At 33.6% G+C, this 12,482-nt stretch carries 16 protein-coding genes and 3 pseudogenes; 2 read left to right on the forward strand and 17 right to left on the reverse strand.

The genetic code is table 11. The annotated features are described in order from the left end of the window. Nucleotides 1-157: 157 nt before the first annotated feature. Nucleotides 158-754 carry a winged helix-turn-helix domain-containing protein gene (locus MKY77_RS18275; RefSeq protein WP_223490602.1) on the forward strand — a complete coding sequence of 199 codons (597 nt, stop codon included), beginning with the start codon at nt 158-160 and terminating at the stop codon, nt 752-754. A gap of 1 nt (nt 755) precedes the next feature. Next, nucleotides 756-2,045 carry an MFS transporter gene (locus MKY77_RS18280; RefSeq protein WP_223490604.1) on the forward strand — a complete coding sequence of 430 codons (1,290 nt, stop codon included), beginning with the start codon at nt 756-758 and terminating at the stop codon, nt 2,043-2,045. Nucleotides 2,046-2,464: 419 nt separating this feature from the next. Here the strand turns inward: MKY77_RS18280 and MKY77_RS18285 are convergent. The 17 genes and pseudogenes from MKY77_RS18285 to MKY77_RS18365 all read right to left on the reverse strand — a co-directional run bounded on the left by MKY77_RS18285 (nt 2,465) and on the right by MKY77_RS18365 (nt 12,337). Next, nucleotides 2,465-2,816: pseudogene (locus MKY77_RS18285) on the reverse strand (dihydrofolate reductase). Continuing rightward, nucleotides 2,813-3,157 (reverse strand): GNAT family N-acetyltransferase, encoded by a 345-nt coding sequence (locus MKY77_RS18290; RefSeq protein WP_339149860.1) that lies wholly within the window; start codon nt 3,155-3,157, stop codon nt 2,813-2,815. The pseudogene MKY77_RS18285 and the gene MKY77_RS18290 overlap by 4 nt, the downstream one beginning before the upstream one ends. A 41-nt stretch (nt 3,158-3,198) precedes the next feature. Next, nucleotides 3,199-3,852 (reverse strand): hypothetical protein, encoded by a 654-nt coding sequence (locus MKY77_RS18295; RefSeq protein ID WP_339147184.1) that lies wholly within the window; start codon nt 3,850-3,852, stop codon nt 3,199-3,201. Between the two features lie 24 nt (nt 3,853-3,876). After that, nucleotides 3,877-4,029, reverse strand: coding sequence for a hypothetical protein (locus MKY77_RS18300; RefSeq protein WP_339147185.1), 153 nt, complete (start codon nt 4,027-4,029; stop codon nt 3,877-3,879). A 488-nt stretch (nt 4,030-4,517) separates the two neighbouring features. Continuing rightward, a pseudogene (locus MKY77_RS18305) lies at nt 4,518-4,823 on the reverse strand (BRCT domain-containing protein); the annotation flags it as partial. Between the two features lie 9 nt (nt 4,824-4,832). Further along, nucleotides 4,833-5,270 (reverse strand): annotated as a pseudogene (locus tag MKY77_RS18310) (exonuclease domain-containing protein); the annotation flags it as partial. Next, nucleotides 5,267-5,704 carry a hypothetical protein gene (locus tag MKY77_RS18315; RefSeq protein ID WP_339147186.1) on the reverse strand — a complete coding sequence of 146 codons (438 nt, stop codon included), beginning with the start codon at nt 5,702-5,704 and terminating at the stop codon, nt 5,267-5,269. The pseudogene MKY77_RS18310 and the gene MKY77_RS18315, both read right to left, overlap by 4 nt. Before the next feature lie 345 nt (nt 5,705-6,049). Then, complete coding sequence (locus MKY77_RS18320) at nt 6,050-6,625, reverse strand: histidine phosphatase family protein (RefSeq protein WP_339147187.1); 576 nt, start codon at nt 6,623-6,625, stop codon at nt 6,050-6,052. 47 nt (nt 6,626-6,672) lie between these two features. After that, nucleotides 6,673-7,080, reverse strand: coding sequence for an NUDIX hydrolase (locus MKY77_RS18325; RefSeq protein ID WP_339147188.1), 408 nt, complete (start codon nt 7,078-7,080; stop codon nt 6,673-6,675). A 184-nt stretch (nt 7,081-7,264) separates the two neighbouring features. Further along, complete coding sequence (locus tag MKY77_RS18330; protein WP_339147189.1) at nt 7,265-7,786, reverse strand: GNAT family N-acetyltransferase; 522 nt, start codon at nt 7,784-7,786, stop codon at nt 7,265-7,267. Between the two features lie 112 nt (nt 7,787-7,898). Next, a complete protein-coding gene (locus MKY77_RS18335; protein ID WP_339147190.1) occupies nt 7,899-8,411 on the reverse strand; it encodes an NUDIX domain-containing protein in 513 nt (170 codons plus the stop codon). A gap of 230 nt (nt 8,412-8,641) precedes the next feature. Then, entirely contained in the window at nt 8,642-9,094 is a 453-nt protein-coding gene (locus tag MKY77_RS18340; RefSeq protein ID WP_339147191.1) for a hypothetical protein, read from the reverse strand. 136 nt (nt 9,095-9,230) lie between these two features. Beyond that, nucleotides 9,231-9,689 carry an NUDIX hydrolase gene (locus MKY77_RS18345; RefSeq protein WP_339147192.1) on the reverse strand — a complete coding sequence of 153 codons (459 nt, stop codon included), beginning with the start codon at nt 9,687-9,689 and terminating at the stop codon, nt 9,231-9,233. A 93-nt stretch (nt 9,690-9,782) separates the two neighbouring features. Beyond that, complete coding sequence (locus MKY77_RS18350; RefSeq protein WP_339147193.1) at nt 9,783-10,250, reverse strand: SMI1/KNR4 family protein; 468 nt, start codon at nt 10,248-10,250, stop codon at nt 9,783-9,785. A gap of 123 nt (nt 10,251-10,373) precedes the next feature. Continuing rightward, complete coding sequence (locus MKY77_RS18355) at nt 10,374-10,823, reverse strand: DUF4871 domain-containing protein (RefSeq protein WP_339147194.1); 450 nt, start codon at nt 10,821-10,823, stop codon at nt 10,374-10,376. A 191-nt stretch (nt 10,824-11,014) separates the two neighbouring features. Further along, entirely contained in the window at nt 11,015-11,440 is a 426-nt protein-coding gene (locus MKY77_RS18360; RefSeq protein ID WP_168865119.1) for a GNAT family N-acetyltransferase, read from the reverse strand. A gap of 186 nt (nt 11,441-11,626) precedes the next feature. After that, nucleotides 11,627-12,337 carry an MBL fold metallo-hydrolase gene (locus tag MKY77_RS18365; RefSeq protein WP_168865120.1) on the reverse strand — a complete coding sequence of 237 codons (711 nt, stop codon included), beginning with the start codon at nt 12,335-12,337 and terminating at the stop codon, nt 11,627-11,629. Nucleotides 12,338-12,482 lie beyond the last annotated feature (145 nt).

The raw sequence follows: 12,482 nt of genomic DNA on the forward strand, positions 1-12,482 counted from the left end.
CTGGGGATGAGAACCAAAGATGAGGCAATATATTGTCTTATCATTGATTCTTTAGACCTTAGTTTAAAGAAGTTATCATTAATCTAAATGAAATAATTGTAAAACAAAAAATTTTATGATAACATTTTAATAAATTTGAACGTTAAAGGAGTGTTGAATGATGTCCTCTACAAATTTATTATTGATTAAATCTTTCGATCAATTAAAAGCGATTAGTGATCCCTTAAGAATAAGAATTTTTTCTCAAATAACTAACCAATCAAAAACGGGGAAACAAATTGGGGATATTTTAAATATCCCAGCCCCTAAAGTACATTATCATTTAAAAGAACTTGAAAAAGTTAAGATCATATTTATTGAAAAAACTGAATTACTAAATGGGATTGCACAGAAATTTTACAAAACTTATGGAACAGATATTGTTATCGACCAGAAGCTTTTTCCTCACCTCAATGAAATGAATGAATCAATTAGAACTTCAATATATTCAATTTTGTTAAATGCAAAAAATGAGGCAATCGCTGCTCCCGAGGATTCATTTTCAATTTCTTCAGGAGAATATATGGATTGGCCTTTAATTTCTATTCAAACAAAAGTTAATATCAAACGACCACAGTTTATGCAGTGGAAAAAAAAGTATCATAATCTTTTAAATGAATTAGCAAATATGGAAAATACAGACCAAGAAGATGTAAGTACTTTTTATATTTCAAGTGTAGGTTTTGAAGTCAAAAAGGACAGAGGGGAATTCTAAAATGATATCCTTATTTAAAAACTGGAGGTTTACACGATTATTTTCCGGAAGAATTATAACTAATATGGCAGACAGTATCTATTATATTGCAGCAATGTGGTTAGTATATGAATTAGGAGGATCAGCATTTCACACTGGATTAGCAGGTTTTTTAGTCTTGTTACCACAAGCAATACAATTTTTAGCAGGTCCATTGGTTGATCGTTGGTCTTTAAGAAAAACCCTATTTTTTACTCAGCTTGTTCAAGGCATACTTATAGCTATTATTCCAATCGCATATCAATTCAATTATTTAAATATAACTACAGTACTCATAATAATCCCATTGATATCTTTGCTAAATCAATTCGCTTACCCAGCTCAAACGGCTGCTTTACCTTTGATATTAAAAAAGGATGAATTAGTTAAAGGTAATTCATTATTTAGTTTTGCTTATCAAGGTATTGATATGGCTTTTAATGCAATTGCGGGTATACTAATTTCATTATTAGGAGTAGTAACGTTATTCATTATAGATTCCGTTATATTTTTTATTGCTGCCGTACTATTTTTATCAATTAGAATTCCTGTAAATGAGGATACGGATGACTTAATACCAGATAATAAACATAGAAAGCTGAAACAATTACTTAAGAATTATTTGTTAGAATTAACTGATGGATTTAAATTTGTTTTTGGATCTATCATTGCTAAATTATTTGTAGCGATAATTGTTGCAAATTTTGCAATTGGAGCAACCCTTGCTATTTTACCAGTATACGGTGACTACCTTGGTGGTTCTGATACATATGGATATTTAATGGCAGCATTATCGGCTGGAACATTAATAGGAGCTCTGTTGGGTAGTATTATGGGAAGGTTCCCCTTAGGTACTCTGACAATTATAGCATTTCTTATTGGATTTTGTTTTTGGATTAGTTCCATCTTTATGCCTTCAAAAACTTTAACAATTATATTGTTTGGTTTTGCTTGGATACCTTTAGGTGTAACTAATGTTGTAATGAATTCAGCTATATTAGGAATGATTCCACAGAAATTTGTTGCGAGAACTATTACTGTGGCAGCTAGTATTGGGACTTTAATGATGCCTATCGGTTCCCTTCTAGGAGGTTACGTTGCTACAGTTCTTGATATTACCCTGGTTTTTGGATTATTAAGTTCTGGATTTTTATTCATTTCAATTTTTTGGGTTTTGAATTCTACATTAAGAAAATTACCACAGCCCGTTAAAATGAATGCTGAAGATTATGGATTACATATAAACAATCAAAAATCAGCTCAGGCTAATTAAAAAAAGTTAAGCTTATAGAAGCCCCTAGTAGTATTTGAAAAATCACTTTTTGTGGATCCTTTTTACTTTCTTTTTCGATTGCCACTTAAAAAGTATAGTAAGTTGAGATAAAATAAGACATACCTGTATCGAACAGATATGCCTCTTCCTTATTTAAATATGATCTCCAGCAGATACATCAGCTTATGTGGACCACTTTACTTGATGGACGGAAAGACAACGATGTGCTTGGAATCCTGCTTTTTACGTATACTTTCATTTGTTAATTTCGAAAAATGGTGCTGCGAAGACGAGACAATATGGTGTTTCATCTTTTTTTATATTTTATAGATTTGGTATCTGGCCCTTTTCATGAAGAAAGACTTCCTTATTTCAGAAAAGCGCCCTTTAATGGAATAACTAATATGCTATTATTACATTTATTGCGGTATATCAAATGCTGCTGATAGTGCTTTTCTTTCATAAACATGAAAGTAGTAGTTATAAGGGTTTTTGTCATTCATAACGCCTTTTTTTACAGATACTTCTTTCCACTCATCGAAATTAACTTCAGGCATCAAAGTTAAAATCTATATCTCTGGTTAGAATAATATTCCTTCTTTCAGGTAAAGCCCTTCCAATTGACTCGAGGTTCTTTCTACCTAATATGATTGGATGCCCTTTTGTAGTATTTTTAACATACTCCCAATCTTTCTGGATTCTCCAGGGGATGTCATTCTCTTTTCCAATTACTCTATTCTTATCCATTGCAACAATTAAAGAGACTTTCATATATAACACAGCCTTTTTTTACTAATTAACCATGTGATTTTTATTTTAATTTTTATACCTTTTAATTCTTTAACCGCTTGTTGTATCATATCAATACCTATCCCTTTACCTTGGAATACTGGATAAAGATAAATAGCTGCCAATTCTACCTTTCCACCATCCCTTACTGTGGAATAGTTTGCAAAAACGACAACTCTCCCCTCAACTTCAGCAATGTAAACAATAGAACGTTCTATCCGTTGTTTCATACTTTCATCACTGTAATTTAATTTCAAGAAGTTATTTTGTACTTCTAGAGGAATTATGCCCTCATATGTTGCATTCCAAGTTGTTTTCGCTATGCTTTGAAATTACAATAACTAAGTAGCTTCTTTTAGCGAGTTTAACCATTATTTATATCCAGGAAAAACCGAACAAAATCCCGTCCAAACTTAGACATTTCAAAATTTTCTTTTGATTTCATTTTCGGTTCTTGGAGCCTTGGTAAAGGTCCTTTGTGTTTGGGGTTTGTTAATTTATTTAGATAAGTATGCAATTCCTTAAATTTCTTCACAATTTCGTTTAAGTCATCTGTAATATTCAAATCCGTTTTAGTTGTCAGCATTCCTTTTCTTAATAAATTTCTCCGGACAGATTCATATTGTTCATATGTAATACCATGTCTTTCCATTACATCCTTATATGTTTCTCGAGCTTCTTGAACGTCGAGATGCCAAGAAGAGTACATAAGTCTTAGAACAGAAATATCCACCATTCTTAGTTCTTTAAGCACATCATAATAAGTAAGTATAAAATCATCTGATACTTGTTCATGTGCAGTAATGTTCACAAAGCCATGTACCATATATTGAATTTTTTCTTCTTGTTGTTCATCAACAACAAAATCCAATACATATTTAAATAGTTGATCAATTTTCTTTTTTTGATGATCCGTCTTATGTTCTAAATTAATCCTAATTTCTTCAATCTTTATGTGAAGCTCTTCGGTGAAAGTTTTTATGTTCCTTTCAAACCGAGCCCGCTTATACCCCTGCACTGCACCTGATACTCCGGGGATAAGTTAACTTCCTGTTTCTATAAGAATTTCTCCTACTATACCTGTTAGGGATTCTTTTGCAATGTCTGCTGCAGTGTCACTACCAACAGTCAAGATGGTTTCAATTGCAAGATTTTTGCCGGTGTCATTTAGATCTTTTCTTTGATTCTGATTCAAAAGCATTCTCCTTCATTATATTAGTAGTAATGAGAAAAGGGGACAAGCCCCCTTGTTAAATCATACTATCTTAAACGGATGGTTTCTTTTCCGCTTTATTTGATAAAGTATTATTGTTTACAAATTAAAATGTGGTTTATTTATCTCAATATCATTCGATTGAACTGGGATAAAGGGATGGTTTTAATATTTAATTCTTCTGCTCTTTTGAGTAGCTTATACTCGTTTCCATCTGTATAGACAATAATGTCGGCTTTTGTGCTATTTGTTCCTTTGTTTACACCAAGTACTTCCAAATGTTGAACAAGGATTTCTTCGACCCTGTTTTGCGCCCGAATAGGTAACAGAGCAATGTTGATAACTTTCCCTTTCAATTCCGGAATTTTTTTGAACGGGGACTCATTGTTTTCCACTGTAGTAGCGATAGATTTTCGGGTAATAGAGGCTGTTCCTAGATCGAGATCCGACGATACTGCGTCTATAAACCAATCATCAGTTTGAACCTCAATCTCCAACGCTCTTGCTTTAACCAGTTTGCTTCCCGGATTTTCCCCACAAATCAATAAATCAGTTTTAGGCGAAACGCTTCCTGTAACGGTAGCACCACACTTGGTTGCGATCGCTTGCATAAGGACCCTAGGAAAAGGGCTAGTACCGGTGAAAACCATCCTCTTACCTGCAAATACGTCACATTCCCCTTCCACATTCGCGTTCGCTTCCACCAAATTTTTAAATTTTTTCGGTGACACTTTATATAATGGTAACCATGTTTGTGGATTTGCCTTTTCTATCACCTCATAGAGCGCATTAACATCATCAATCGCTTTATGCGTCAAAGGACGGTTTACTTCGAAATACCGCAGTAAATAGTCCAAGGAATACGAAAACAACTCTGGATTTTCAAGTTTAATGGCCCTAACGGAATCATAGCATTCATACTCCTCCCCTAACCATCCATAATGCACTAGAAACTTTCTATCAAATGCAACGTTATGCGCAACTATAGGATACTTATATTTTTTCACTATTTCTATAAACCGTTCTTTACTCTCTTTGTCTTCACATATATTTGCATACCCTTTTCCCATTCCTAGATGAACTAAACGTATGTCTGCTACTTCTGCGATATGCTCCGTTAAAACGATTCTTCCGTCTTCCACGACCAACAAGGCAACTTCGTATATACCAGAGTCCACACTAAAATCCAGCGTTTCTATGTCAAGCAGAATCATGTTTTTCATAGTGCTGCACCGATATGAACCTTGAAATTGTCCTGAAGATAATTGTTCAATTCATCTCTACTACTAAATAGCACGGAGAGTTTTTCAGATGAAAAATGAAAATGATCACTGTATGTACTCTTCCTTATAGTAAAGGTAAGTGACAGGTCTTTTCCCTCTTCGTTTTTGTATTGTATCGTATCTTTGTGTACTGCTTTATATTGATGCCTTCCTACTTCTTTTCCGGTTTTTCTTACAATAAATAACGCATCATTCTTAATTTCGTGGAAATGTAGCTCCTGGTAATCATATAAACCTCTAGAATAAAAAGATTCAGTTCCAGTTTCCAAATGGCTGATCAGCATTTCCTCTCGAGTAAAACCCGTAATATAGACTTTGTTTTCATGAATATCTATAATTGCACTTTTCAATTCATTTATTCGAGCTTGTAACATTATTCCACCCCTCCATACAATATTTCCCTCTTTATATTACCTTAATTTTCCGAATATTTCTTTGTTTTTTTAAAAAACATCCTAAATACTTGAAAGGTTAACTTGTGGGGTGCAAACAGACAAATATTCCGTGTAATTACATATAAATCTCAATTGAGACACTTGGTATTTCGCCCAAAAAAGACCGACTTTTATTAAGCGGGTCTTTTAAATTACTAAATATCGTTTTATTACACTTATTTTTCCATGATGCCTAATACCAGTTGTTTCCTCAAGATATATTTTCCATTAAAAAAATCTTATCATGTGGCATATAAGCTTACTTAAGCTAAGCAAGGGGTTATTTTAACATTGAATATTAAACCACCCAGTTTCTCTAGGAAAATCATCTCTTGTTAGTCTAGTACCTGTGATAAGTTCCCTAAAAGATGTGATTGTACCATCGTGAGAAACCACAAATATTTTTTGGTTTTCTTGCCGTTTGCACCAATTAAGAAATTTCTTAGCTTGTAAGTTGAATTGCAGTTCAGGTAGAGTATTAATTCCATTAATCCACAATTCCTCTGGAATCTCATTCTGTAAATCAAAGCCTGGAAACTCTTCTTCTATCTTCCTCTTACTTAATATTTCATCACAAGGCAATGTTTTTCCAGAAGGAACTTGAGGGAATATTCTAGGAGAAACAAGTGGACTTACAATCTTTTTACAATTAACATTTGAACTCCAATAATCAGCTGTTTGTAAAGCCCTCCTTAAAGGACTAATTACTAAGATATCTTCTTCAGTAAGGGGAAATTGTTCTCTAAGCAACTTAGATTGACTCACCCCTTCAGCAGTAAGTGCAGGGTCGCAAATTTGCAAGCTCTTTGGGATATCTAAGGTATGTTCACTCTCCCCGTGCCTAATAAATACTAGCTCCAAATTATCTCCCTCGCTTTCTCATAAGCACTAAATCAGTAACCAGAAAACTAATCAAAAGTGATAAAGAACGGCTGATTTTCTATATCAATTATCTTTAACAGTTCTTGTTTATATTCCGTAAAAATAATTAACTGTAATGCTTCTTCAAGACTGAAAAATCCTACATCCAAACTTTCATCGCTTGTCATAAGATTGCCTTTTAATGGTTTACCCAACCACCAAAAGTTACATATATTTTTTCTTGATTCTTGGGATACTCCACAAAATCTTAGGACTTCAATATCTAATCCAGTTTCTTCCTTCACTTCTCTAATTACTGCCTCTTGAATAGTTTCATTAGCTTCTACAATGCCACCAGGTAATTCCCATCCTCTTGAAGGATCCTTTTTTAACAGTATTTTATTCTTATTATCCCTTATGACTGCACCGGATGTGAGGGTGAATGGATTAATCATCTATTACACCTACTTTAATATAGTCCTTTATATTTAATTCCAATAAACTTTTTTATTTAACACCAATTACCTAAAAACAGAACAACCTCAAGAAGCCACAAGGTTCTAGCAATTAAATCCACTTGAAAATATATTTGCTCTTCTACTTCTTCATAGTACATACTTCTAAAAGATTCTCGAAGTATCAGAGCTTCATAATAACATCGTCAACATTATCCCATTCATAAATTAGTTCATTTAAAACTTTTCCACCGATTTTAATTCGAACTTTTTGAATTAATCTCGCCCCATAATATTCATAAAAATAACGAGTTTTATTTTCTTCAAGAACTTCCACATATATTTTTTCATAACCCAATTGTTTAAAATGCAAAAATAGTTCTTTAAGCAGCTTTTTTCCAATTCCTTTTCCTTGATATTCTTCAAGGAGATAAATCGATGTTAAATTACTAGAATTTCCCACTACATTGGTCTCTCTCTTCCAAGCATCTGCAAAACCTATAATTTGACCTTGATTATTTTCCGCAACAACAACATAAATATGGGTTTTTTCAATATTTTTCTTCCACAGTTCTGTTCGTTTTTCATAAGATAAATTGTTTAAGAAATCATTTGGGATAATGCCTTTATAAGTTGTCTTCCAACTATCAACATGAACGTTTGCTATCCCTGGTGCATCTTCTACTTTTGCTCTTCTTATAATCATTTCAACACCCCGTTATGTAATTAATCGCTTAAACAAATACTGACACTCTATTCTTCTCAATACTATAGTAAGTAAAGTGATCTCAACTCCTATGCTGCTATCGCTCAATTCATTAGGAAATAGGCATCTCCCAATCTTCTAACTCCGCCCATTTAATAATGGGTTCTCCTTCTTGTGACTTCATTGAACCGACAAATACATTATTATTAGTCATTTTTTTAATGAAGTGATTTATTATTTCAATTGTAGTTGCCGATACATTTTTATTTGCGACTTCATTTATTTCAATCCACTTTAAAGAACCTTCATCACTTTCAACTAAGGGGTATTGCTTACTTAAAGTACCAAAAAACACATATTGTATTCTAATTTCCTCGTAAGCTTTTGTTCTATGTACGATGTATCTGAGAGTTAAATCATGCAGATGATTTCTATTTATTCCTGTCTCTTCTTCTATTTCTCTTAAACAAGCATTTTTAGGTTCATTTATTTCTATACCTTCTATATGCCCACCTATAGGAACTAAATGTCCAGCAAGAAATGTATCTTGTGATTTTTTTTGAAGAAATAACACTTGATATTCTTCGTTTATTATAAAAGCGACGGCCAACTGTCTAAGTTTCAAAACATTGTCCCCTTTCTATTTCAGTTTTAGAATTCTACCTGATACTGACCTAATTTTATACTTCTAGATGAAGCATTACGTTTCCTTCCTTATTCCACAATCTGGCCCTAAAATACAAAATGAGCACCGATTCTTATTAAGAATGGCGCCCGATTGCTGAAGACTCGGTTTCAAGATAACAATACATTTCTTCAACTATAGCTCCTAAATTGAAGAATTCTAAATCTCTTTTAGTCGGGGGTAATTAAACCGTATCTGTTCCTTTTACCCATCCACGAACTAACATCACGCCACTTAAGATTCTTTGCAGAAATCCAGCTATTAGCACCCTGAGTATAGGTATTTGGTTCCCAATCCAAATCATCAGCCCAATAAAAATAACCTTCGTGTAAAATAAGTTTTGCTTCATAAATGACTGGGTCATAGTTAATTGGACTTGGAACGATATGAAATTGAGTTACGCCTTCAAAAAGTAATTCAATTGCAGAAGGATTATCATTCTGTCTTTGGAAGAGGATTCGTACATTTGTATCAAGGTCTGTTGACATGCCCATAGATAAACTTTCGTCTACATAGCTCTCTGTCCACATATATAATTCCTTTAAACAACTATCATGGAATTCACCAAATGTTTCTAACAAATTATAAATATCATTCCTATCTTTAAGTTCTTTCCATTCCATAATATCACCATCATTTAATTATTTCTTCTTCTATTAAACTTCCTATTCCTAAGTAATAAGTAAAAAGTAATAAGCGATCCACCATGCTACAATTGCCCCTATTTAATGGAAGAACATAATTAAGGTAAAGCACCAATTAGATTTCACTAGTGAATTTCTTAAAATCTTCAATGAAAGGTTTGTTAGTGGGAGAAATATTTTCAGGTAATTCATCTATGTTATAAAACTTAATTTCGGCACTTTCTATTCCATCAGCTTTAAAATGCCCACTAAAAGTTGAGGATGAAAATACTACATTAACAAAGTAAACCTCGTCACCATTTGGATAAATGTGATGTTGCTGCCCGCCAGAGTAAACATTTAACAACTTCATTTCCTCAATATTTATATTTGTTTCTTCAAATACTTCTCTTTTTGCGGTTTCTTGAATACTTTCTCCTACATCCATTACACCACCAGGTATGCACCAGTTTCCATCATCACTTCTTTTGATCAAGAGAATTTTATTATCTGGATCCGTAACAATAACACCTGCTGCACATATTATCAGTGGCATATTCCCTACTGCCTGGCGTAAAGTTTTTATATATTCCATCTAATTCACCTTCTTTATATGTTAGGAAGTCTGTTTACTACGCTATTGCTCCAAATTGTTATTGTAGGTAGTATAGATTGGATTTTTGAGGGTTCAACTCTCTATTGAGTCTTCTAATGTTCTTAGTAAAAATTCTCCGAAGCTTGGAAACTCAGTTTCAAACTTTTGTGCTTCTATTGGTAATCCACGTAAATATGAAACAACAGCAGCGTTATCATCGTTTTCATCCTTCACATTAGAGCAATCTAAACAATAATACATATTGTCATAACCAGCAAAATAGAAACAAACCAGGTGTTCGGGGAATCCTTCTTCTTGTCTAAAGTGTTTAGTAATCCAAACCATACTTGGAACTCCACCTTCTTCAATTCCAAGGCCGTATATTTCTTCTCCAAAAATGTCACCAACACCATATCTTTTTAGAAATAGTCTATAACTACTAGGTAACTTGACGCTTAGCGTTTCTTCAGCAGAATAAATTAAATCTTCCTGAATTTCACCAATAAAATCTCCCTCATCCGAATGCTTCTCAATGATTTCAAATGCCTTTTTAATAACCAATTAATTTCTCCCCTATAGTAAGAAAATTTAAAATAGCTCTCTTAAGTTAAACTGCTCAATTCTTATGTAAGGAGCGATCCACTATGCAACAATCGCCCTATGATTCTTGAAGAAATTCTTGCATCATTCTTGGTCAATATTTACTATGATTTCATCATACAATTCATCATCAATATAAACCTTTAACTTCCATAGTCCCGATGATGGAAATAATACTGCTGAACGAGCGTGTCCGTTTATGACATCACCACGAGGGGTTAATTGTTCATCTTTGAATGTGATTGGATTTATCACTTCTTCTTCGCCCTGTTTAAATGCTTTTACTTCCCATTTTTTGTTGGATATACTTTCGGGTCCCCAAAAATGCCACATCCACTTTTGTCCCTTTTCTGTTACAGTTTTAGGACCGATAATTCCAATACTACCTTCTTTACCGAACATTTCTCCGTACTCAGTTTCAAAGTTGGAAGTATTATCAGACCAAGTTGCCTCTTTAACTGTTTCTTTCGAAGTACAAGCTACCAACAATAACACCATACATAGCAATGGAAACAAAAATAAACTTTTCTTCATCTTAATCCCCCTTTATTAATGGCTTAACAACTCATAATATTCTTTTTGCTTATTCAACAATCCTGCCCTATTACTTAATACCAATTATTTCATATTCTAATAATTCCTTCAATTAGATATTTCTTGCGGCCATAATAAAAATGGACGCTGATCCTTGTTCCTGGATCGCGCCCTTTCATTGATTAAGATACTTAATATATCATTCTCTTTGAAAGATAATACTGCTGATTTTCTTTAGTTGGATGTTCTTCTATCACACCAACTACTTCATAACCATACTTTTGATAAAAATTAGGTGCTTGGAAGCTAAATGTATCAAGCTGAATTAGTCTGCAATTATTTTCTCTTGCAAAATCCTCTATCTTTAGTAATAACTCTTTCCCATACCCTTTACCCCTCAGCGATTCATCAACCCATAAGAAATCAATATGTAAGGTGTACCAAAAAATTGTTCCTGTTATTCCTCCTAAAATTTTTCCTCCCTCATCCTTTATAATAAAGCTAATATTCTTAACAGGATGTTTTACATCGTCAGGTAGTTTAGAAAGATTATGTTCTATTACTTTTTTTCGAATGTATTCACTATCTTCTTGATTCCATTGTTGCGTAATTATCATAATTTCCTCTCCCACCTAGAAGTCACTGAATTTATATTTTATCATATTTGCTTCTTCAACCTGCTTCGTTACCTAATTAATCCTTTTTCAATTTAATTGTCCTAAAATACAAAATGAGCACCTATTCTTCTTCAAGAATGGCGCCCGATTGTTGAAGACTCGATTTCAAGAAAATTATACATTTCTTTAACTATACAAACTGCCCTGGATGAGGTCTGATAAGAAAGAATCCACATCATCCCTAATCACAACCCCATGCCCTGTACAAAGGATACTTGGCCTAATCTCCCTAAGTTTCTTAAGTCCTTCCATAAACAACTCAAAATGGTGCTTACTTCTCATCTCCTCGTTTTTTGCCCACTCCGAGATGAACTTTACATATTTATCCTTCATTTCTTTCCCATTGCCCGCAATTTTTTCATTTGGCAAAGGGTCACCAAAGAAACAAAGGTGGTCCCCACAAAACAAAACACCACTTTCTTGATGAAAAAGAGCAACAGAGCCTGGAGTATGATGACCTAGGAGGATACACTCCAACCCGTTGATAGCCGCACCATTATCAGGGAGCGTTCCTGTAAGAGTGGTTTTCAGATTTTCCGGCACCAGGCTGAGATCTTCACTATGAATATAACTTTTTATGTTTTCTAAAAAGGAAAGTCCACCGATGTGGTCTTTATGACCGTGCGTAGCTATGAATGCGAAAATCTCGTCTTTATTTAGATTAATTTCTGTCAAGGAGGCTTCTAGGTAATCAAAGTGCTCCTCTTTACCAGAATCAATAAGTGTGTAGCCATTATCTCCCATCACTAAATAACAGTTATTATAGGAATTCCACGATTCATCCCATAAGAGAAAGCCATACACATGATCCGTTATTTTTTCAAAGTAGTATTTCAAAAAAATCCCCTCCCTGTTTACACTCCGGAAAACTCCTCTTTCAACAAAGAGCTGCCATATTGTTTTAATACCAATTATTTCATATTCTAAAAATTCCTACAATAAGTTATTTTTCATCCTCGCAAAAAAAAAGAGCGCTAATCCT

It is taken from the genome of Sutcliffiella sp. FSL R7-0096, assembly GCF_038595065.1.
Classification (GTDB): domain Bacteria; phylum Bacillota; class Bacilli; order Bacillales; family Bacillaceae_I; genus Sutcliffiella_A.